Genomic DNA, 23,384 nt, shown 5'->3' with positions numbered 1-23,384 from the left:
CAAGATGAAACCAGGATTTTTTATTGAGAGGCCGGTCTTTTCATCCGTTATCTCCATTCTGATTGTGCTGTTGGGACTTATTGGCCTGATGTTTCTGCCCATCGACCAATATCCTAAAATAACACCACCGGTGGTAAAAATCAGCGGTTCATATCCGGGAGCCAGTGCCATAACCGTATCTCAGGCTGTATCAACACCTATTGAGCAGGAGCTGAACGGAACACCGGGAATGATTTATATGGAATCAAGTAGCTCCAATTCGGGCAGTGTTTCCATCAATGTAACATTTGATGTGGGTGTTGATCCTGATTTGGCGGCCGTTGAAATTCAGAACCGGGTAAAACTGGCTGAGTCTAGGTTACCCGCCGAGGTGGTTCAGAACGGCTTAAAAGTAGAAAAACAGTCGGCCAGTCAGCTGATGACCCTCTGTCTGGTTTCTGAAGATCCCAAGTTTGATGAGATTTACCTCAGTAATTTTGCTACCATAAATGTATTGGATGTATTGCGACGCATACCAGGGGTGGGGCGCGTATCTAACCGCGGTAGCCGTTACTATGGTATGCGCATTTGGGTGATGCCCGACAGACTGGCGAGTTTTGGATTGACCGTGAAGGATCTGCAGGATGCCCTGAAGGATCAGAACCGCGAATCGGCCGCTGGTGAGCTGGGACTGCAGCCTATGGATGGCATTGATGTAACCATGCCTATCTCTACCAAAGGACGATTGGAGACCGCCGCAGAGTTTGAGCAGATCGTAGTCAGAGCCAACAGTGATGGAACCATCATCAGGATGCGCGATGTGGCACGGGTGTCGCTCGAGTCATCGTCGTATACACAAGAGAGTGGTATAAATGGGGGTAATGCCGCTATGCTGGCTATCTATCTTTTGCCGGGTGCCAATGCGGTTGAAGTGGCAGAAAATGTGCGTGCTGCCATGGAAGATATCAGTCGTAACTTCCCGGAAGGTTTAGAATACCTGATTCCGTTTGATATGACGGATTATATTACACAGTCTATTAAAGAGGTGTATGTTACCTTATTTCAGGCATTGCTGCTGGTGGTAATAGTTGTATTTCTTTCACTTCAAAATTGGCGGGCAACCGTTATTCCGGTTATAGCCGTGCCAATTTCTTTGATAGGCACCTTCGGTTTTATGCTGGCTATGGGATTTTCGCTCAATATGTTAACCCTTCTTGGACTTATTCTGGCTATTGGTATTGTTGTGGATGATGCCATTGTTGTGGTGGAGAATGTTGAGCGCATCATGGAAGAAGAGAAGATAGGGGCCCGTCAGGCCACTCATAAAGCTATGAAGGATTTGTCGGGAGCACTTATTGCTACGTCTTTGGTGTTGGCAGCCGTGTTTATTCCGGTAAGTTTTTTGAGTGGTATTACCGGAGAATTGTACCGCCAGTTTTCAGTGACGATAGTTGTATCAGTACTGATTTCAACAGTGGTGGCCTTAACCTTAAGTCCGGCTATGTGTGCCATTATTTTAAAGCCTGGTGATGCCAATAAAAATATCGTCTTTAGAACAATTAATCGCTGGCTCGATATAACGAACTCTAAGTACCAGGGAATCCTAGGTAAGGCAGTTGGAAATCCTAAACGTATGCTCGCTGGTTTCGGAATGGCCATGGTATTCATTTTTGTGTTGGCCAGAGTTATCCCGACGTCGTTTATACCCGAGGAAGATCAGGGCTTTTTTACAGTTGAAATAGAGCTAAATGAAGGAGCCACGCTGGAACGCACAAGAGTGATAACCGATTTGGTTGTAGATTATTTTCAAGAACAGGAGGCTGTTGAATTTGTGCAGAGCATAGCTGGTACTAGTCCACGCGTGGGGACCAACCAGTCAAGGGCTGAGCTGACTGTGACGCTTAAGCCATGGGACGAGCGCGAAGATGATGAGCTAAGTCTTCAGAGTGTTATCGATAAAGCCCGGGCAGACTTACACGATATACCAGAGGCTCGTTTCTTCTTTAATAAACCGCCTGTTATTCCAGGTCTTGGAACTTCCGGGGGATTTGAGTTGCAGCTTCAGGCCAAGGCAGGTGCCACCTGGGAAAATCTGGTTGATGCTACAGATACCTTGTTATTTTATGCCGGACAGCGCAAGGAGCTTAGTAATATCTCATCAGCATTGCAAGCTGATATACCACAGCTTTATTTTGATGTTAATCGTGACAGGGTGAAGCTATTGGGGATACCGCTATCAGATGTGTTTTCCACCATGAAAGCATTTCTGGGTTCGGTATATGTGAATGATTTCAATATGTTTAACCGAATCTATAAAGTATTTATTCAGGCCGAAGCGCCTTACCGTGCCAATAAAAATACACTTGGATTATTCTTTGTAAAGGGAGACAATGGTGCTATGGTGCCGCTTACAGCATTAGGCAATACTTCCTATACTACAGGGCCTGGTAACATAAAGCGGTTTAACATGTTTTCATCAGCTGTAGTAAGAGGCACTCCGGCAAGTGGCTATAGCTCTGGTCAGGCAATGGAAGTAATGGAGGAAATTGTAAGAGAGAAACTACCGGATAATATTGGTTTAGACTGGAGTGGTTTATCCTACCAGGAGAAGCAGGCCGGGGGCCAAACAGGCATTATTATGGCTTTGGTGTTCTTATTTGTTTTTCTGTTTCTGGCTGCTCAATATGAAAGCTGGCTGGTGCCCGTTGCTGTCATACTATCATTGCCAATTGCTGCTTTGGGTGCCTTTGCAGGTATCTGGGTAACCGGGCTTGAGAATGATATCTATTTTCAGATTGGGCTGGTAACCTTGATCGGACTGGCGGCGAAAAACGCTATTTTGATTGTTGAATTTGCAAAGGTTGAGGTAGATAAGGGTATGGATGTGGTGCAGGCCGCGCTTTTAGCTGGTAAGTTGCGATTCCGACCTATCGTGATGACTTCACTGGCTTTTGTATTAGGCATGCTGCCTATGGTGCTGGCTACAGGTCCTGGCTCAGCCGGGCGTCACTCAATTGGAACAGGGGTGTTTTTTGGTATGCTGGTAGCCATTACAGTTGGTATCGTGTTAGTACCATTCTTTTTTGTGATAACATATAAGGTAAAAGAGTTATTTGCTCAAAAATTAAATAAAGCAGGGGGTAATGAAGAATAATAAACTGTTTTACACAATGCAGCAAAAAGCAGTTGTTTTGTTGCTCATCGGCCTGATAGCCCTAGTTTCTTCATGCAAAGTGGGAAAGAAATATGTGAAGCCCGAATTAAACTTGCCTGATAAGTTGGAGGTGATGAGTATCGATTCTACTACTATTGATGATTTGCAGTGGTGGGAATTATATACAGATACAGTGCTGCAGCAATTGGTGTATGAAGCGCTTGAAAATAACAAAGATGTGTTGATAGCCAGTGCAAGGCTAAAGCAATATATGGCGGCCAAGCGCATTGCTTCGGCTGATTTGTTTCCTCACCTAGGGGCAGATTTTCATGCCGAACGTGAGATGGAGAATTATGGTGGTAATAATGAGAGTGCGTCAACAGAGTTGGAGGTACGGGCATCGCTAACATGGGAAATTGATCTGTGGGGAAATATACGATGGGGCCGTGAGGCAGCTATTGCTGATTATCTGGCCACTGAGGAGGCCCAAAGAGCTTTGCAAATGTCTATTGTGGCCGAAGTGGCGGAAACTTATTTTGTGCTTTCAGCTCTCTATGATGAACTGAATATTGTACAACAGACATTGCAGGCACGTCAGGAAGGGGTGCGTTTGGCAGATTTGCGCTTTCGCGGTGGTTTAACTTCTGAAACATCTGTTCAGCAAGCTGAAGTGGAACTGGCTAAAACAATGACATTGGTGCCTGTATTGGAACGAAAGATACGCATATCTAAGAACAATATGGCGCTATTGCTCGGAACCTATGAAAGTGAATGGGTGAGAGGTAAAGGCCTGGATGAACAATACATACCAGATGAATTACCAGCCGGATTACCCTCAGAGTTACTGGAGAGAAGACCTGATATAAGGGCAGCCGAACAAAGTGTAGTTGCAGCGAATGCTATGGTTGGTGTGGCCACAACCAATCGTTTTCCCAGTCTGTCATTGACCGGACGATTCGGCCGTGAAAATGATGAGCTGGGTGAGTTTCTTAAGTCGCCATACTGGTTTATAGCCGGCGATGTGCTGGCACCAATATTTCAGGCTGGTAAGCTCAAAGCGCGTCAAAAAGAATCAGAAGCACGACTTGAGCAGGAAATTTATGCCTATCAGCGCTCGGTACTGCAAGCTTTCCAGGAGGCTAATACTGCCATTATGACCTTCAGAAAAGCAAAAGAGGTTTACGATGCACAGTCAAATCTTGAGGAGGCTACTCGCAAATACCAGAAGTTGGCCGAATTGCAATACCTGAATGGGGTTATCAACTATCTGGATTTATTAGATGCTCAGCGTAGTTTATTCGATGCAGAAATAAAACGCAATAATGCCCGGCGCGATGAACTGCTTTCAATGGTTTATTTATATAAAGCACTAGGTGGTGGTTGGAAGCTATAAGCAGCAATTTGCCAGTGCTTCAATAAAGCTAGTGTGGGTATTTTAGGACGCGAGAAATATTTCAATATTTCATATGTTAAATAATATTGACTCACTCGCTTTGTTGCGCTATATGTTTTTCTTTGTAGCTTTGATGATATTAAGTGCATAGCCACTCTGGTGATGTACTTGATAATAGATTTGCTGTTTATGAGAAGTGTTCTGAGAATTAATGCAATAATGTTGGTAGTTTTTTATGTCAGCACTATACAGGCGCAGGCAAGTGAAAAAGATAGTATTCAGCAGAAGAAAAATCTGAGGTTTAGTATCCTTGGTGGGCCTGGCTATACACCTGATTATGGATTGGTCATTGGAGGAAGCTGCCTTTTTACCTTTTCTACCAATGTGGCAGATACAGCCATGAAGCGTTCGGTATTGCCTGTTGCTTTTGCCTATATGACCAATGGGGGTGGCACTATGATTGTCAGACCACAATTGTTTTTTAATGAGGATCGCTTCCGGATTTTCGGCCAGTTCAGCATTAACAGTACCCTTGATAACTACTATGGTGTGGGGTATGAAACCAATTCCAGTACCGAGCGGGGAGAGGAAACCACCCAATACAGAAGTGTCGGGTTTAAGCTGAATCCGGTTTTTTTATTCCGATATAGTGACACAAACTTGTTTTTAGGAGCGTCAATTGACGCCGGAAAACGTTCAATGGAGGAACCCAGTGAGGGAGTTATCAACGATCCGCATTTTATTGCACAGGGAGGAACTACTGAAGGACTTAGTTTTACTAATGTTGGTATTGGTGCCAATATCAGTTACGATACCCGCGATATCCCCGCCAATGCATATTCAGGTTTGTTTGTTGAAGTTTCGGCGACGTATTACCCGAAGGCAATAGGAAGCACAATGGAATATGGTGTTTACAAGCTGGATTATCGTCAATTTAAAGAATTAAAGATGCTGGGAGAAAGGCGTGTATTAGCCTGGATGCTAAACGGACGATTTACTTCAGGAGATGTGCCCATCACTGAGATGTCGCTGGTTGGTTCGCCTTTTGACTTACGCGGGTATTATTTGGGGCATTATCGCGATCGCAATGCCTTAATGTCGGTGGTGGAGTACCGTCACATGTTTAATGCTGGTGATGAAACCCGGTTTAGAAGACTCCTTTCCAAATGTGGCTTTGTAACATGGGGTGGAGTTGGTTCTGTCAGTGATAAGTTTATGGATTCAAATCATCTGTTGCCAAACTATGGTGCGGGTTTACGTATTGAAGTGCAGCCACGCATGAACTTCAGACTGGATGTAGGTCGGGATCCGACAAATAAGCAAAACCTGATCTATTTTAACATGACGGAGGCCTTCTGATAATATGTCGATGAGGTAAAATTAAAAAGGCCACCTGTTGGCAGCCTCCATATGATTATACATTAATTATTATCTATTGTCTGAATTGAGAAATGGTTTCAACAACTGCTAAAACGATTGCTCCGCTTACAATGGCCAGTACGCCGATCAAGAAAAACTTTGCTAGTATCATATCATTTAGTTTTTAATTGTTTGTAACTGATATTGCAAGTGCCATACCAAAAAGAACGCCTAGGCAGGTGGCTTAACATTCTTTATCAAATCACTTGCGTTTTTAAACTTTTCTAACGATTGGTGAGCAATAGCTGTAGTATATCCTTCAAAAAAAGTCCCCAAGGATACCCTTGAGGACTTGACTATATGGTAATAAGTTTTGGTTATTAGTGACTTATTGTTTTGAAATCCACATTCTGGTAGTGATGAAATGGCTACCATTTCCTACCTGACCATACTCACTGATTTGGCGCTGTATGGCTGCCTCGATGTTTTCTGTGTTATTCGTTCTTTCCGCGTTTGGATAGTTAATGCGTCGGGGACGGTGTCCCTCAGTATCACCTCCGTTATGGAAAGGTTGATTGGTGAATTCGCTGGTTGGAATCTCCACAGCAAATGCGGGATCTTCAACTTGCTCAGCTGTATACACAGGTATTTCGGTGAACTCAGTTCCCGGGTAAGGAATCCCTTGAGGGATGATTGACAGGTTGGTGCGGTTCCAAAGAGTAAACGCATCGTAAGCAAAAGTGGTCATTAACGATTTCCACCGCTCTCTCCAGATTAACTCCAGGTCAATGGTTTCATTCATTACCATGTCCATGTACTCAGCCTGCAAACCTTCATAGCTCAAATCTGTACCTTCAGTAGCCGATTGCATAGCCAGGTATGTTTGAGGCGAATTTGAACCTTTCTGGAAGAGAACAGGGTACTTTTCGAAGGTTAGCTCCATTGCCTTTTCAAGGTTGGAAGCCACATCGCCTGGCACGTTCCAGCCTCTTTCTTTTGCTTCAGCTAAAATGTAATATGACTCGTCGCCACCAAATACCACAATAGGTGCTTCTCTGTGACCAACAGTTTCAGGATTGATACCTGTTACTGTATGGTATTGAGCGTAGTTGGCAGTGGTAGCATTTAAGTCAACAAACCAGTCACCACCAACTTTAGTCAGGTCACCATCTTGTCCTTTCACAGCATACATGGCACGAATGGATAAAGACTCTGTACCACCAGCCTTAATTGGCATAAATGTGACAGGTTTCCAAGGCTCTCCAAATTGGGGTGCTTCTTCAAAAGCATCAAAATTGCTCATGCCTGTCCATGCCGACCAATCGTTGCTGTTAGTTACCTGCGAGGCCACATAAAAGATGCGGGGATCACGGTTTCTTTGTGCTAAGCGCAACCATTTTTCGCCCACATAAGTGTGTCCCCATTTGGTAGCGTTGGCACCATTGATATGGTTACCCCAGTCTCCACCGTTTACGCTGGTCTGAAGTATAAATGCATCTCCAATTTTAATGGAAGTGATGAAGCCTGCTCTGTTATTAGCTGCTTCTTCAACCGTTGAACGGGCCCATGATTCATCTGCTGCAGATGCATTCATGCCTAAGCGCATGATTAAAGAGTTGGCGGTTTTGGCCCATGCTCTGTTCCTTTCTGTCTCATCCAGATTACCAAAGAAGATATCATTTTTCGGCAGGAATGGTTCAGCATCGGTTTCCATCAGTATATCGCGGTGCTTCTTCAAGGAGTCTACCATTGACTTGTAGATATCTTCCTGGCTGTCAAATTCAGGATAGAAAGAACCAGTGTTATAGGCATTACCGGCGTCATGGTACGGTATATCGCCATACATATCGGTTAAGCGCTGAAATACGAATTGCATGGTAATAGTTGCAATCGATGTTTTAGCCGTATTGTCATTTTCTTTGTCAGTGTCAAGGTTCTTAAGCAATTGCACGCCGTTTTTTACAGCATCCTTATACATCTCAACATATTTGGCTTCGTTATATTGATCATTGTTACCCTCAAAGCCTTGGCCTGTTCTGTAAGCCGATTGCACAATGCCCGATAATGGACCAGCCATAATCATGTTGCCTCTTAATTCCTCGTGTGGAGTACCATTGTAGCGCATCCAAACACGGGTTAGTAGTAATCCCGGATCAATTTTCTCGCCCTGGTTAGGGTCATTGTTAATTCGTTCAAAGTCATCGGTACAAGCTGCCGAGAATAGCATTACGACAGCGAGTAGCATATATGTTATTTTATTTCTCATTGTTCTTAGAATTTAATGTTCAAGTTGAATCCATAAGTTGTTGGCAGGGCCATGTTACCCATTTCAACACCAGCTCCACCATTGGCAATAGAGAAGGTAGCTTGCGGATCGATGTTATCAGTAGCACGCCATACATAACCCAGGTTTCTAACAAATAAACCTGCTGAAGCACCTCTCATGAAGTTAACATTGTCGAACAGCTTCGATGGTAAGTGATACGTTAAGTTGATTTCCTGGATAGCCACATATGAAGCGTCATACACAAATTGCTCATCCACATTGGATACTGATTGGTAGAATTCCTGTGGGGTTGAGCTGGTACCTTGTCCGCCAAGGACAGAAGGATACCAAACACCGCCGTCGTAGCCATCACGATCTAAAGTGGCTTGGTGACGACCGGTTGAGTAGGCCTGTGCCTCTGTTTGAGAATATACTTCTCCACCAAATTTAGCATCCATCACAAATGTAGCTGACCAGTTTTTGTACTGGAACTGGTTCACCCATCCGAGCATTACTTTATGGTAGGCATTACCAATTACGCCTAATCCATCATTGACCATTGGTCGGCCGTTTTCATCCAATAGGATGTTTCCGGCATCATCACGTCGGTAAGTAGTACCCATAATCTGACCGTATTCCTCGCCAGGACGAGCTACCACACTAACGCTTCCGTTTGTTTCAAATAAGGTTAGCTGGTTAACGCCTTCAGTTAAGCTAAGTACTTTGTTTTCGTTGTAAGCATAGTTAAGGGCAGTGTTCCAGTTAAAGTCCTTAGTTTTAACAGGATCAGCATAAAGGCTCATTTCAACACCGGCATTCTGTATAGCACCGGCATTGATAATGGCATTGTCGTAACCAGCTGATGGAGCTGTTGCAACGCGCACAATCTGATTAGTGGCTTTTGAGTTATAGTAGGCCACATCAAGTCCAAGGCGGTTGTTGAAGAACTTAAGATCCACACCAAATTCGTACGATTCGTTCATCGATGGTTTCAGGTTACGGTTGGGTACCGTACCACTGCCGATACCTCCACTCGGTGAATCACCTCCTGCACCTGGGTGCAGAACTCCATCGATATTATAGTATAAACGTGTGCGGTATGGATCGGTGTCAGAACCTACTTTGGCCCATGAAGCTCGCAGTTTACCAAACGATAACCAGTCAGGAGTATCCATTATCTCAGTAAACACAAAAGACGAACTAAGAGATGGATAGAAATAAGATGGTTGTGCATCTATTAAAGATGAAGCCCAGTCATTACGGGCTGATATATCTAAATACAAGAAGTTCTTGTAACGCAATTGCGCAGTTGAGAAAACTGAGTTGATGCGTTTTCTGTTGTAATTAACAAAGCTGGTGGTTACTTCACCAAAACCAGGCTTTTGCATGGAAGGGTCCGAAAAACGCTCGTCAAAGATTTGACGCTCATCAAATTCCTGGTCCATACGGGCTGCACCCACATTTACCGTGAATCCCCAATCGGCAAAATCTTTGTTGTACGACAGCATACCGTCGATGTTGGTCTCTGAGTTGATGGCACGCACCTCAGAAGCTCTACCTTGTTGGTAATGAGGTGTACCAATAGGCCAAATAGACTGCTGGTTGAAGAACGTTTTGTCATCTCCGTAACGAACCATTACACTTAAGTCGTTGGTGAAGTTATACTTCGCCTGAGCCATTGACATCACCCGGTCTTTATTATACAAGTGGCTTACTTCATACAGGTTCCAGTATACATTCGAATTCAGGTTACCAAAACCAACAGGTAATCCTGTTACCGGATCTTTGTAGTTTCTTAAGTCTGATAATGGCACGTTGTTAGGTGTACCCATCAGGTTAGCCGAGAAAGGCGTGTTGCCAATCATGGCATTGGTTGAATTCTCATTCACATATGATATTTTCCCCGTTAACTCCAGCTTGTTATTCATTGCTTTTGTTGAACCGTTCAAGGTCAATGTGTTTCGGTTGTATTCTGTATTTGGCAACATGCCATTGTTATGCAGGTTACTATACGACATACGCAGAGTCGATGACTCGGTGTTGTGGTTAATAGCAACGTTGTTGCTGGTTGTTACACCTGTTTCATAGAAGTTATTTTCATTGTCGTAAAAACGATATTCCGAACTTTGCCCCCTGTAGTCGGTGTACTTGTTTACATCCGAATACCGGGCACCCCACATGCCGGTGTTGTCTTTGGCCTCTTGCATTGATGATGGTGCGTTGCCAAAGTTACCTTGTCCGTAAACGTTTTGCCAGTCTGAATAAATGCGGGCATTCTCAATAGTAGTAGTTGAGTTAAAATCGATGGTTGTACCTTGAGCACCTTTACCCGATTTGGTGGTAATCATTACTACACCATTAATGGCACGCGAGCCATACAAAGCCGTAGCTGAAGCACCTTTTAGTACAGAGATGTTTTCGATGTCGTCGGCTGCAATACCTGACATACCGTTACCTGAATCGATACCTCCACCGTCTTTGTTATCAGCATTAGAGTACTGGCTGTTGGAGATAGGAATACCATCCACAACATAAAGTGGCTCGTTTGAACCATCGGCCAATGCATTACCGCGAATAATTACGGAAGTTGAACCGGCTGCACCTTGCCCTGTTGAGTTAATTTGCACACCCGACAGGCGTCCGGATAATGACGACATTGGGTTGGCTGCTTTTGAGCTTTCGAAGGCCTCATCGCCTACTTCAGCAACCGAGTAACCCAGCGCTTTCTTTTCGCGTTTAATACCCAAAGCTGTTACCACCACATCTTCCAGCAGCTCCGAGTCATCTCCCAAGGTTACGTTAATAACGGATTGGCTTCCAACAACAATCTCCTGTGCCTCAAAGCCAATGAATGAGAAGACAAGGGTTGCATTGTCATCCTCAATTTCTATCGCATAATCTCCGTCAAGATTAGTGACAGTCCCATTCATCGTTCCTTTAATCATGATATTTGCTCCCGGTAATGGTTCCCCGTCATCAGAACTGACACGGCCTGTTATAGTCCGTTGGGCAAAAGTATTGCCTGCCAACAGAACCAAAATGAGCACCCATAAACTTCTCATAAACTATAAATTATTTGTTAGATAAATTTTTTGTGTAATGGCTTATATACTCCACAGGCAGTTAGAAACCAGTAAAAGCATTAGCATTACGGTGTTATTTTAATTAGAATGAGCTAGATTATAGACTCATGCATCTTTCGATGCGTTTCAATAGAAAGGGGCAAGCCGATAAACAAAACACATGCCAATAGTGTATGTGATAATTAGGTACTTCAGTACCTTTAGGGGGATAAATTTTAGTATTTGTTAAGGAACAAACTAAGCCAGGTCTATTGTCAGTCGTTTGAAGAGCTTCAAAAACAGCGCAATAGTTTATAAGTAGTAGGGTGTATAAATGTTCAACGTTAAAGAAGATTAAAAAAAACGCAGAACCGTTAATATCCTTTTAACGGTTCCGCGTTTTTTATCGATCACTTGAATGCACCTGTTTTAATGCACAATTATTTCATTGATGGCAGAAGTTTGATAGCCGATTCGAACAGCCCTTGCAACGATTTTTCCCTTTTTTAGTATTATTGGTCCGGAATATAACTCCCATAAGTTAGTGCCAATATTGTTATCCTTTTGGTAAGCAATAGAAGCGCCGGGTGTTGCGCAGGTCATTGACACATACCGGTTCTCGGTAGTAAATCGGACAGCTGCCGTTTTCGGTTGAATGCCATTGGGCCACATCAGGTGAACCAGGTCGTGCTCGGGGATAAAGCCTTTGTCATTCATCTCCAGTTGCCATTGGCATAAAGCGTTTCTGAGCTCTTCCAGCTTATCCTGATAGTCAGGATGATTTGCCAGATTATGGACTTCATCCGGATCATGCTCCAAGTCATATAATTCTTCCCTGGGTAAGCTTTGCTGGAAGATATAGCTGGCATCACCACTTAGTTGACCTTGTTGATTAAGTGTAATCAATTCACGGGTCATCTCAATTTGCTCCCTGTAATACAGCGGATAGGTATAGGGCTGATCAAGCAGGTAGTTGCGAATGTACACATAGCGTCCATCCAGCACCGAACGGCTCATTTGGGTATGCTCATCAAAACGGTCGGCACTGCCAAAAGCATATGGATGCGCATTTTCGGCTTTGTATGAGCCAAAGAAGGCCTTGCCATGCATATAATCAGGTGGTTGAATGCCTGCCAATGATAAAACGGTTGGTCCTAAATCCATCAACGATACAATGTCATCCACAACCGTTCCGGCTTGTATTTTATCCGGAAAGCGAACGATTAAAGGAACTCTTAGTCCCGAGTTGCCCACAGCCCTTTTTTGTCGCAGCAGGGGGCCGCCATGGTCGCTCCAAAAAAAGATGATGGTTCTGTCCAATAAATCTTCTTCTTCGAGCTTTTGCAGCCATTCGCCAATTTGTGCATCCAGCTCTTCGATGTTGGCGTACTTGCGTCCCACATCGCGTCGAACGACCGGAATATTGGCGTAATAATCTGGTATGCGTATCACATTGGTATCAACGGTTAATGGTTCGCTTTGGCGTTTCCATATTTGCGATTCGTGGGTGATACCATGATTGAATACGGCAAAAAAGGGTTGTTCTTTTGCTCGGTGCTGATAATGGGCATCATTACCCACTTCATCCCAGGCGGTGATGGGGCAGTTAAATTGGTAATCGCACTTGGCATTATTGGTACAGAAGTAACCCGCTGCTCGCAGGTATTCAGTGAAACAACGGACCTCTGCTGGTGGCACCACCGAGTATTGGGGCACATTACGGCCTGTTTTATCTTTTACTTTAATGCAGGTTTCATAATGTTCCTCTTCGGGCGTATGAAATCCCCAGTGATCGCCTGTTCGCATGTTATGCGCCCCAATGCTGATGGGGTACATGCCCGTTATAATGGATGAGCGGCTTGGGGCGCAAACACCCACTGTGGCATAGGCCTTACTGAACAGGATACCTTCTTTGGCCAGCCGGTCTATGTTGGGTGTTTCAATACCACTGGTACCATAAGCACTCATAATGGGCCCAATATCTTCACAGCTTAGCCATAGAATATTGTAAGGCTTCTGAGCGCTGCCCTGAAGGCTATATGTTACAAGTAATGTAAAAAACAGGATGTATTTCAGGTGTTTCACTTTCATGCCTTACTCTTTAATGAATTTGTGTATGCTGCGTTGCTGACCAATGCTTAGTTCAATAAAATAGATGCCCGAAGCCAAGTTAGAGATATCAACTGTATTTTGCACATCCCACTGACGTAAAAGCACCTGGCCTTTGGTATTCAGGATGGTCACTCTGCTAATGGCTTGCGATGATTTAAAGTACAATCTGTCAGTGGCAGGGTTGGGATATATCACTACCGACGGGCTATGCTTTTCTTCAATATCATTGGCTTCCGTTACGGTGGTATAGGATATTTTCAGGTCATCTATCCATACTTTATAGGATTGACCCGGAGTCAGACTCATGTTGTTGAAGTATAGAGCTAAGCGGTTGTTGGTGAGCGATACCGTATCGAAAAAGTACTGGTATTCGGTATTGAGGGCATGCCACTCATCAGCTTGTTCGGTAGCGCCTGTTTTTACCATATTTTGTCCTTCAGCATTCGTTCTGGCTTTGTATGAAACGATGAAGTGGCTGCCGCCAAAACTTTGCAGGTCGATGGTCTGCAGTTTAATCAGCTGACCATTATCGGCGCTCGCTTTGGGAGTGAATGTCAGCTCTAATGCCTGGCTGCCTTCATTATTGGAGTCATCCACCACCTTGGCTTCAAAACTATTAAGGTATTCACCTTGCCATAGGCGTTCCCACAGCGATTCACTATTTAACCAGTAATCGCCGTTAAAGGCATCATTTAGCTGGTAGTTTTCAAAATGCTCAATGAATGGAATACTTAATGCACCGGTTGACTGGCCGCTCAGAAAGTTATATTGCAAGGTCCACCAGTCGCCTGCTTTAGTTTTAAGCTCCTCCACAACAGCCGCATAAGCTGCCTCGTTTGCCAGGTTAGTGGTTTCCAGCGGGTCATTCTCATAGTCATACAGCTCAATGGCTTTAATGCACGAGGCATCCCAATCGCTCAAATCGGTGCGGTCGTTACTGCCTTGCATCCATAAGGTGAGACGGTAACGTTCTGTTCTGAATGAGTAGCTGGAGCCACCGCCTGAGCGGTATTCTGTAACAGCCATATCCTTATTGATTGATTCACCCATGAGAACAGGAGCGAGGCTTTCACCTTGTAACTTCGATGAAGGAATATCCAGGCCCGCCAGGTCGCAAAGTGTAGGATAGATATCTACAAACTCAACGGGTGCATGGTGCTGACCGCTGATGCCTTTGGGTGAACTGATAATAAGGGGAGCCCTGGCCGAATGCTCAAACTGCGTGTGCTTGCCCCACTGGTTGTGGTCGCCCAGGTGATAGCCATGGTCACCAAAGAGCAGGATAACTGTATTATCAGCCATATTTGTTTCTTCCAGCTTGTCAAGCAGCTTACCCACCTGCGCATCAATATAGGATACACAAGCATAGTAGCCATGCAGCAGCTGCCGCTGGTCGTCGGGCGTTAACAGGCCATCACCCAGGGTGGGATCGTTATAGGTCCAGGTGTCTGGTATATCATCGTAACCAATGGGTTCAGGTGTGTGATAGGCATAGTCAGGACTGCCCGTTGCTACTTTCTGAAAGGCAGCCAAGTCGATGCTGCTACGGTCGTACAGGTCCCAGTATTTTTTAGGAGCCACAAAAGGAATGTGTGGCTTTTTAAATCCTACCGCCATGAAAAAGGGCTGGCTGTTTTGGCTTAATACATCCAGCTTATTGAGTGCATCCAGGGCAATCTGTCCATCGGTATAGCCATCGTCATCAACACCTTCCGGACCTTGTTCGGTGGCTGTGTTAGCTCTCACCCGGTAATTGGTGCCCTGTACAAATGGCGGGTAATTTTCCGGATAGTTGTAGCTGCCCGGTTGTGTGTATGGCATCGACCAGCTGTAAATATCATGGTGCTCATCCACATTACGCGGATCATATATCTTTCCGCATCCGGCCGTTGCGTAGCCCTGATTACTAAAATATTCGGGCAGGGTAATCAAATCAGGTCGTTCCTCTCGTAATTGAGAGCTTAGATTACGGATGCCTGTGCCATCAGGCGTTTGACCAGTCATAATACTGGCCCGCGAAGGTCCGCAAACAGCCCATTGACAGTAGGCCTTGGTAAATACTACGCCTTGTTCGGCCAGTCGATCAATATTGGGTGTGTGTATCTGCGTTTCGCCATAGCAGTTTAATAATGGTTTGAGGTCATCAACGGCTATCATTAGTACATTGTACTCAGGTTTAATAGCCTTGGGTTTAAGCACCAGGAAATTAACACTGTATTTTCTGGCTTCAATCACATGCTTGTTGGTATAGCTTGCTTTATAAGGGGCAATGGTGGCAAAGTCATCGGGTCCTCCGCCAATCGTATTGCCCGATTGGCCATTGATATAGAATTTCTTGTCATTCGCTTCAATGCTGTTGGCATAAAACTCATGCCAGTAAATGTCTGCTTCTTCGGCATTAAGTGTTTCCAAATCGAGCTTAACGGTTTTTGCTGTGGCATTGCTGTTGATGATGATAAGTCCTGTTTCACCACTGCTGAAAGTGGAGGCATACACCTGTATATCGGCATTGTCCGATGAGCATTTCACCATCTGATCGCCAAAGCTGCGTTTAAAGTACTGGTAGGGGATATAACTCTGGCGGGGTGTATAATCAGCCTGAGCAGGATCATCCTTGGCCAGAAAGCCTTTACTTTCCTGAGCTGTCTCACTCCATTTCCACTCTGATACCCACAGGTCCACCATGCCATAGCCATGTTTGATGGCTTCAGCCAGTACACGCGTTACAAATATGCCATTGACCATGGTGCAGTTAACAGGGCCGCGCGAGTTAAACTCAGTCATGGCTACCGGGAAGTAATCGCGTGATTTATCGGTATACTTCTCCACGCAGTTGAGCAGTGTTGTATGCACACTCTCCACTTGAGGCACACTTTCCAATATGTTTTCAGCGGTGGCTTCCTTTACCGAAGTAAAGTAATTATGCACCACCAGAAAATCGGCATGGTTTTGCACTTCGGGGAGGAGGGTGCTGTTCCAGTCATCGTCTTCGCGGGTGACCACAGCACCCACTTTTATCGAGGAGTCAACAGCTTTCATGGCCTCGGCAAATACACAAAAATCTTCGCCATATTCTTTGCCTGTTGTTATAACGCCATCTATCTCGTAGCCTTCTTCCCAGCCGCCGTAGCATTCATTGCCAATTTCCCAGTATTTGATATTGGCATTCAGATCAATGTTAAGCTTGCGTACAAAACCGGCTGCATAGTCGGCGGCTTGCTGAACGCGGGCTGAACGTGTGCCCTCGCTGGTAATGCCATAGCGTGCATAAAAGTAATTAACCACCACAGTGGCTTCGCTGTTGGCATTGTTTTTAAATTCCACAAACAGCTCTGGTGTCATATTCGCACTTTTGGTGCCGTCAATGGGATTAAAGTCAATGCGGAAGTTGTTGGGAATGATGCCATCGTAGAAGTAGATATTGGAACCACTACCAGCCGGGTAACGCATGGAGCCAATACCAGCATTTGTGTACAGGTGTGTTCGGCTCAGCTGGTCGTTGCCATTGCGAAATGTGGTGTTAACGCCAAAGTGCGTGGGCAGCACTTTATTGATAATGGTGTTAGCATCAATACTAATGGTGGCATCGGCATTGCTGGCTTGTTTAAGCTCCATGGGTGTAGAAGTACCCGGCTCTGTAAATGATTTTTCCTGCCAGGTATCGTCAAAAAAATGGCGTTGGTTTTGTGCCTGTAACAGCAGCATAACAGGCCCCAGAAGTAAGCCGGCCAGTAAAAGCAGTAGTGATTTATTCATAGTGTGTATTTAAACTGATTGTATTAAAAGGTAAAGCTAAAAACGACTGCTTATTAGTATGTTATGGATATCGTTCTGCCTGGGTTGATAAATCGTTCCAGTCAACATTGAACCATTTTTACACCTTCGCGGAACGATTTGTCAACCACCTGCGTGTGCTTACCTCGATACCTTAGTCGGAGCAAATTTTAAATTCAATTATTATGAGAAAAATTTTTACTCTTTTATTTATCGGTTTAAGCGCAACTATATATGCGCAGACCAATCTGGTAGGCAATGCCAATTTTGAAAACGGTGACGATAGCTGGATTAACAGTGGTGCCGTTAGTCGTACCATTGTAACACCTGGGCATGATTCCAATCAGGCTTTTCAAATTGAGGGAGAGGTAAACAAAGGTGCACAGATTAAAGATGTAGGTGTGGATGTAACCGTTGATGCTTATGAAGTATCTTTTTGGGCCAAAGGAACAGCTGGTGAGATAGCGAAATTTAAAATTGTTTTTACTGATGGCTCAAATGAACTTGTTAAGGGAACATTTGCAGAAACTGATGTTTGGGAGTTCTTTAAGTATACCTATGAACAAACTGAAGTGAAGACGATTAGTAAGTTTATTTTGCAATGTGGTAGCGGTACAACAGCTGCTCCGATGACATTTGTTGCGGATGATTTGTTTTATGGCGTGAGTGCAACAGGCGTGGATCCGGTGGAACCGGTTACCCCTGATTATACCAACTTTCCGTTTACCGAAGATTTTGAGTCGGCGGATTACACCATTAATGATGAGCTGGCAAAGCAGAATGCAACAGATGGTGAATTGGATATGTGGCCTACAACCAATCCGCAAGTATTTGACCGTTTTTGGAGGGGTAATAATACCACTGAATATCTGGCGACTGTAGACGCCGATGCGGCCTCAGGTTCAAAGGCGATGAAAATTGCCATTACTACTCTGGAAGGCGCTGACTTCAGATTTAGAACAGTTAACATCCCTGTAGGGACCTATACTGTTTCCTTCAAAGCCAAAACAGATGCCAGCGGGGTTGGGGTTGCTAAATTAGGGTTTGTTGAAAACTCAGCCGAATGGACTGCGTTGACAGCGACCTACGCTACCTACTCTGGTTCTGCAGAAGTAGTTGCTAATCCTTCAAGCGGCGTAACACGTCTTATACTTTTTTATACAGCCGATAAAACAGTGACTGGCACACAATCCTATAATATCTGGATTGATGATATTACTATTGAAGAGGGTACAGCTACATCCATTGAAAAAGTGACGAGTGACATCGTTTTTTACCCCAACCCAATGCAATCGGAGCTTCGCATTATGACCGATGCCAAGGTGAATAAGGTAGAGGTGTTTAGCTTAACTGGTCAGAAGGTGGCAAGTGACTATACCGGCAGCAAGCAGGTTAATGTTGCCGGCTTGAGTAAAGGTGTTTACATTGTGTCGGTGGAGGCCGATGGACAAACCATACGTAAAAAAGTAACCAAGCAATAATATGCTGGATTGATTTTGCTAAAAGGCCTTTGAGAAATCGAAGGTCTTTTACGATTAATAACGTAGATTTATATAATGATAGGGAAAGCAACTTTATTATTTGTTGTGGCTTTAGTGCTGACATTAGGGGTTCAGGCCAAGCCGCGAAAAACTGACAGGCAACCTAATATCCTCATCTTTTATGTCGATGATTTGGGTTGGATGGATTTAAGCTGTCAGGGCTCTGAATTTTATGAAACGCCTGCCATCGACCAGCTGGCTGATGAAGGCATCCGCTTTACACAGGCTTATACAGCTCATCCGCGATGTGTGCCCGCACGGTACGGGGTGATGACAGGGAAATACCCGGCGCGGGGTCATGTGCCCGGTCGTGGTGGTTTAGTGGCCGATGATGTCACCATTGCCGAGGCCTTGAAGGAAGGAGGCTATGCCACATTCTTTACCGGTAAATGGCATTTGTTATTTAAGGATAAAGAAGGCAATATGCCCGAAATGCAGGGCTTTGATATTAATGTGGCTGGTGGTGCTGCCGGCTCACCGCCTACCTATTGGTATCCTTATCGCAAAGGTGAATCGACGCCTGCAGGCCGTAAGGGCTTGAAAAAAACAGAGATTCACGGGCTGGAAGATGGGCAGGAAGGTGAATACATTACCGACCGCCTCACTGATGAAACCGTTCAGTTTATGCAGCAGCATGTGCAGCAAAAGCCCGATGAGCCCTTCTTTGTATTCTTGTCGCACTATGGGGTACACACCCCCTTTGAGGCTAAACCCGCGTTGGTGGCTAAATACAAGAAAAAGCTTAAGTCGGAGATGAGCTATGACTTACCAGAGTACGAAAAAACCATTACGGGTGATACTAAGCTGCGCCAGGATTTTCCGGTGTATGCAGCTATGATTGAAAGCATCGACCAGAGTATGGCCAAGGTATGCCAGACATTGGAAGAGCTGGGGGTGGCTGATAATACCATCATCATTTTTACGGCTGATAACGGCGGGCTGTCCACTCGCGGTAATACGCGTCAGCTGGCCACCAGTAACTATCCTTTGCGCTACGGTAAAGGCTGGCTTTACGAAGGTGGTATACGCGAAGCTTTTATTGTGAAATGGCCCGGTGTAACGCCGCAAGGGCAGGTGTCTGACGCTTTGGTGACGGGTACAGATATTTATCCAACGGTGCTGCAAATGGCCGGATTGCCTCAACGACCCAAAGACCACATCGATGGTGTGGATGTTACAGGCGCCATTAAAGGCAAAGCATTTAACAGGGAAACACCCATCTTCTGGCACTCACCAATGGGACGCCCCACCAGTACCGGCGACCGCAACAGCACTGCCGTACGACTGGGCGACTATAAGCTGGTGGACTGGTACGATGAAGGCACCATCGAGCTCTACAATCTTAAAGACGATATTGGTGAGCAGCATAACCTGGCGGAGCAGATGCCAGAAAAGGCCGGTGAGCTGCATCAGCTGGTGAAAGAATGGCGGGCATCTATCGATGCCGAGATATTGGATCCATCAAAAAACAAGTGGTCGAAAAAGGCTGCACACTAATCACTGTTTGAAATGAAGAATTTTAGTAAGGTAATTATAATACTGGCCGTTATATTGAATTTGGCGGCCAGCTGTACGGCGCAAAAACAGCAACATACCAACATACTTTTTATTGCGGTGGATGATTTAAAGCCCATGCTGGGATGCTATGGCGATAAGGCTATTATTAGCCCTAATATCGATGCATTGGCAAAGCAGGGGGTGTTGTTCGAAAATGCCTATTGCCAGCAGGCTGTTTGTGCGCCCTCACGCGTGAGTATATTCAGTGGCTTGCGTCCTGACCAGACCAGGGTGTGGGACTTAAAAACCAATATGCGTGACGTGAATCCCGATGTGGTGACCTTGCCTCAGTATTTTATGCAACATGGCTATCAAACGGCCGGGGTGGGAAAACTGATGCACGGGGCTAAAAATAATGATCCAGGCTCCTGGACCATCCCGTATAAGGAAGATAAACACCTGCGTTATGCCGATGGTTATCAATATCCGGCCAATGGTAAGTACCAGGCAAAAGCTATTCATAAGGCTTACCGCGAAAGTCGTAAGCAAAAGCTGGACTGGAAAGCTACCAATCAGTATCTGAAAAGCAAAGGTTTGTCGCCATCGGTGGAGTGCCTTGATGTGCCTGACGATGCCTACGAAGATGGAGCGGTGGCTGTTAAAGGCATGGCTTTGCTGGAAGAGATGAGTAGTGATGATAAACCCTTCTTTTTAACATTGGGGTTTCATAAACCTCACCTGCCTTTTGCCGCACCTAAAAAATACTGGGATATGTATGACAGGGCAAGTATTGAGCAGGCGGCCTTTATGGATAAGGCCAAGGGAGCTCCTGAATATGCCTACCATACCTGGGGCGAATTACGCAATTACTCAGATATACCACAGCAGGGACAGGTGCCTGTTGATAAGCAGAAGGAGTTGATACATGGCTATAGGGCCAGTGTGAGCTATGTGGATGCGCAGATAGGCAAGGTGCTTAAAAAGCTGGATGAGCTGGGACTGCGTGAAAATACGGTGATTGTGTTGTGGGGCGACCATGGCTGGCACCTGGGCGATCATGGTATCTGGTGTAAGCACTCCAATTTTGAACAGGCGGTGAAGGCACCATTAATCATTGCGGCTCCGCAGGTGAGTAAGGGACAAGTGGCCTCAACCATGGCTGAGTTTGTAGATGTTTATCCAACACTTTGTGAGTTAAGTGGCTTACCGATCGAAGAACACCTGGATGGGGTAAGCCTGCTGCCAGCATTGCAACACCCTGAGACAATGGTGAAGGATTATGCCATCAGCCAGTTTCCGCGAGGTAATAATATAATGGGTTACACCATTCGCAACCAGCGTTACCGCTATACGGTATGGTTGCAGGGCGCCTTTCGTAAACAGCGTGTTTATGAGCAACCCAAAATTGTGGGTGCCGAATTATATGATTACATCAACGACCCGCTTGAAACTGTTTCATTGGCCGATGATGAGGCACACAAAGCACTGAAGCAAGAAATGGAGCAACGGTTATTCACTATTCTAAACAATCAGGCCCAATGAAATGGATGCATATAACAGCGTGGCTGCTGATAGCAGGACTAATCATCGCCTGTAAAACCGCCGATGCGCAGGATAAGCTGGTGGAAGCCGATGTGTGTAGTGACCAAATTGTGGTTAAAGGAGCTAATTATGTGTACAAGCAGGATGGCATGCTGGCTTTCTCACGTTTCTCGGAGGCAACGCTGGAAGCACCACTTAAGGAGGCTATGTTCAATGCCGATAAGGCACGTACCAACAGTGGTATTCGTTTGCTGTTTAAAACAAATAGCTCGAAGGTAGTACTGGTATTTAAAGCACTGCCCGGGCAAAACAGAGGTGCTGAGTTTGCCGTTTATCAGAACGGAGCCCACGAAGAGACGTTTGCCTTTAAGGGTGATAAGGCAAAAGAAGAGATGGTGCTGACCATTGACAATCGCTTTGATGAAGCAGCTACTTTATTTGAAGTGACGATGCCTAGCTTTGCCAATGTGGGACTGGTAAAAATGAAACTGGAAGAGGATGCGTCCTTGATGCCCGTTGAGGAGCCCAATCAGCCTGTTTACCTGGCAGTAGGTAACAGCATCACACATGGCGTGGGGCAGGGTTCAGCCACTTTTCTGACCTATCCATACTTGTTGGCTAAAGCTAAAGGTTGGGATTACTATAACCTGGCGGTTGGCGGGGCCAAAATATCACCGGCCATTGCACGCATGACAGCCGAAATGCCACAGGCTGATGTGATAAGCATCCTGATTGGTTACAACGACCTGATGTTTAATGATAAAACGGTGGAGGACTTTACAACTTCTTACCTGAGTTACCTGAAAGAGATAAGGCATAACCAGCCTAAGGCTAATATTTATTGTATTACCCTGACGCATACACGGGCAACAGGCAATGAGCGCACTGGCGTTAAGCCCGATGATTTTCGTAAGGCCTTGAAGCACCTGGTGTACCAGTTACAGTCCGAAGGCGATAGCCGTCTGCACCTGATTGAAGGCGATAAGATTACTTCGGAAGCCAACTTAAGGGCCGATGTGTTAACCGATAAAGTGCACTTCGGCATTGAAGGGGCTGCATTGTTTGCCAAAGAGCTGGAGGCGCTACTGATGCCGTAAGGCAATATTATTTATTACTAACTGTACCAATTCATCCCGGGGCTATTTATTTAGCTTCGGGATTTTGTTTTTATAGTAACATTATTAACCGATTAAATATATATATACAACCTCGCTGAGGTTGATTGGCTATTAATATTGCACTTATCTACAAATATTTATCTCCGCTGGAGATGATAAAACAACTTCGGAGAAGTTGAATATTTATAGAAATAATAAGCCTACCCTATTAATAACAATCCCGGCGGGATTGCATATCATATTGGCGTTTCAATGTTTTTTATATTTTGAATCGGTCTGTAATGTTAATCTTTAAATCTTCCCTGAAACAAAATGTTAGTGGGTAGGCGAGTGCTGTAGTCTTGATGTTCTTTGCGTACTTTCTTATATCAAGATAAGAAAGTATGAGCCCCTGCGGCTTGAGCAGAATAAGGCTTAATGGCCCTCGTGCCGGGTCAATGTCATTAAGTTATTTAGCCTCCCTCACACTCACCCTTTGCTTCCCTAAAGGGCACAGCGCGCGGGGTAAGCCCCTTTAGAGCTTGTCCCGACCTTTCGGGAGGTTTGGGGTAGTATCTGTAGGTTGTATAGCTGCACGAAAAACCCTT

The 23,384-nt window shown here is 45.1% G+C and carries 11 protein-coding genes; 7 read left to right on the top strand and 4 right to left on the bottom strand.

The features are described 5' to 3' along the window. Nucleotides 1–4 precede the first annotated feature (4 nt). The 3 genes from KEM09_RS17960 (at nucleotide 5) to KEM09_RS17950 (ending at nucleotide 5,885) form a co-directional block, all read left to right on the top strand. Nucleotides 5–3,133, top strand: a complete 3,129-nt coding sequence (locus KEM09_RS17960; RefSeq protein ID WP_212230408.1) for an efflux RND transporter permease subunit — start codon at nucleotides 5–7, stop codon at nucleotides 3,131–3,133. After that, the gene (locus KEM09_RS17955) at nucleotides 3,123–4,526 is read left to right on the top strand and encodes an efflux transporter outer membrane subunit (protein WP_212230406.1); all 1,404 of its coding nucleotides are present in this window, start codon (nucleotides 3,123–3,125) and stop codon (nucleotides 4,524–4,526) included. The genes KEM09_RS17960 and KEM09_RS17955 overlap by 11 nt, the downstream gene beginning before the upstream one ends. Before the next feature lie 189 nt (nucleotides 4,527–4,715). After that, nucleotides 4,716–5,885: a BamA/TamA family outer membrane protein gene (locus KEM09_RS17950; protein ID WP_212230404.1), complete on the top strand. Its 1,170-nt coding sequence runs from the start codon at nucleotides 4,716–4,718 to the stop codon at nucleotides 5,883–5,885. Between the two features lie 388 nt (nucleotides 5,886–6,273). On the opposite strand, the gene KEM09_RS17945 is transcribed toward KEM09_RS17950, so the two are convergent. The 4 genes from KEM09_RS17945 to KEM09_RS17930 all read right to left on the bottom strand — a co-directional run bounded on the left by KEM09_RS17945 (nucleotide 6,274) and on the right by KEM09_RS17930 (nucleotide 17,081). Continuing rightward, entirely contained in the window at nucleotides 6,274–8,151 is a 1,878-nt protein-coding gene (locus KEM09_RS17945; protein WP_212230402.1) for a SusD/RagB family nutrient-binding outer membrane lipoprotein, read from the bottom strand. A gap of 5 nt (nucleotides 8,152–8,156) precedes the next feature. Further along, entirely contained in the window at nucleotides 8,157–11,213 is a 3,057-nt protein-coding gene (locus KEM09_RS17940; RefSeq protein ID WP_212230400.1) for a SusC/RagA family TonB-linked outer membrane protein, read from the bottom strand. 429 nt (nucleotides 11,214–11,642) lie between these two features. Continuing rightward, complete coding sequence (locus tag KEM09_RS17935) at nucleotides 11,643–13,304, bottom strand: sulfatase family protein (RefSeq protein WP_212230398.1); 1,662 nt, start codon at nucleotides 13,302–13,304, stop codon at nucleotides 11,643–11,645. 3 nt (nucleotides 13,305–13,307) lie between these two features. Further along, nucleotides 13,308–17,081: a sulfatase-like hydrolase/transferase gene (locus KEM09_RS17930; protein ID WP_212230396.1), complete on the bottom strand. Its 3,774-nt coding sequence runs from the start codon at nucleotides 17,079–17,081 to the stop codon at nucleotides 13,308–13,310. A 203-nt stretch (nucleotides 17,082–17,284) separates the two neighbouring features. Here KEM09_RS17930 and KEM09_RS17925 point away from each other — a divergent pair, with 203 nt between their 5' ends. The 4 genes from KEM09_RS17925 to KEM09_RS17910 all read left to right on the top strand — a co-directional run bounded on the left by KEM09_RS17925 (nucleotide 17,285) and on the right by KEM09_RS17910 (nucleotide 22,776). Beyond that, nucleotides 17,285–18,580 carry a T9SS type A sorting domain-containing protein gene (locus KEM09_RS17925; RefSeq protein WP_212230394.1) on the top strand — a complete coding sequence of 432 codons (1,296 nt, stop codon included), beginning with the start codon at nucleotides 17,285–17,287 and terminating at the stop codon, nucleotides 18,578–18,580. Nucleotides 18,581–18,655: 75 nt separating this feature from the next. After that, on the top strand, nucleotides 18,656–20,137 hold the full coding sequence (locus KEM09_RS17920; protein ID WP_212230393.1) for a sulfatase: 1,482 nt from the start codon (nucleotides 18,656–18,658) through the stop codon (nucleotides 20,135–20,137). A gap of 12 nt (nucleotides 20,138–20,149) precedes the next feature. Further along, on the top strand, nucleotides 20,150–21,679 hold the full coding sequence (locus KEM09_RS17915) for a sulfatase (protein WP_212230391.1): 1,530 nt from the start codon (nucleotides 20,150–20,152) through the stop codon (nucleotides 21,677–21,679). After that, the gene (locus KEM09_RS17910) at nucleotides 21,676–22,776 is read left to right on the top strand and encodes an SGNH/GDSL hydrolase family protein (protein WP_212230389.1); all 1,101 of its coding nucleotides are present in this window, start codon (nucleotides 21,676–21,678) and stop codon (nucleotides 22,774–22,776) included. Before KEM09_RS17915 ends, KEM09_RS17910 begins: the two co-directional genes overlap by 4 nt. The last annotated feature ends 608 nt before the right edge of the window (nucleotides 22,777–23,384 follow it).

The sequence above is a fragment of the Carboxylicivirga mesophila genome (assembly GCF_018271975.1).
Taxonomy (GTDB): Bacteria; Bacteroidota; Bacteroidia; order Bacteroidales; family Marinilabiliaceae; genus Carboxylicivirga; species Carboxylicivirga mesophila.
This window is presented reverse-complemented; position numbering and strand designations above follow the sequence as displayed.

Bases quoted from the DNA above. Each gene is read 5' to 3' on its own strand.
- KEM09_RS17910 (WP_212230389.1), top strand. From the start codon at position 21,676: ATGAAATGGATGCATATAACAGCGTGGCTGCTGATAGCAGGACTAATC.
- KEM09_RS17945 (WP_212230402.1), bottom strand. From the start codon at position 8,151: ATGAGAAATAAAATAACATATATGCTACTCGCTGTCGTAATGCTATTC.
- KEM09_RS17950 (WP_212230404.1), top strand. From the start codon at position 4,716: ATGAGAAGTGTTCTGAGAATTAATGCAATAATGTTGGTAGTTTTTTAT.
- KEM09_RS17925 (WP_212230394.1), top strand. From the start codon at position 17,285: ATGAGAAAAATTTTTACTCTTTTATTTATCGGTTTAAGCGCAACTATA.
- KEM09_RS17930 (WP_212230396.1), bottom strand. From the start codon at position 17,081: ATGAATAAATCACTACTGCTTTTACTGGCCGGCTTACTTCTGGGGCCT.
- KEM09_RS17920 (WP_212230393.1), top strand. From the start codon at position 18,656: ATGATAGGGAAAGCAACTTTATTATTTGTTGTGGCTTTAGTGCTGACA.
- KEM09_RS17960 (WP_212230408.1), top strand. From the start codon at position 5: ATGAAACCAGGATTTTTTATTGAGAGGCCGGTCTTTTCATCCGTTATC.
- KEM09_RS17915 (WP_212230391.1), top strand. From the start codon at position 20,150: ATGAAGAATTTTAGTAAGGTAATTATAATACTGGCCGTTATATTGAAT.
- KEM09_RS17935 (WP_212230398.1), bottom strand. From the start codon at position 13,304: ATGAAAGTGAAACACCTGAAATACATCCTGTTTTTTACATTACTTGTA.
- KEM09_RS17940 (WP_212230400.1), bottom strand. From the start codon at position 11,213: ATGAGAAGTTTATGGGTGCTCATTTTGGTTCTGTTGGCAGGCAATACT.
- KEM09_RS17955 (WP_212230406.1), top strand. From the start codon at position 3,123: ATGAAGAATAATAAACTGTTTTACACAATGCAGCAAAAAGCAGTTGTT.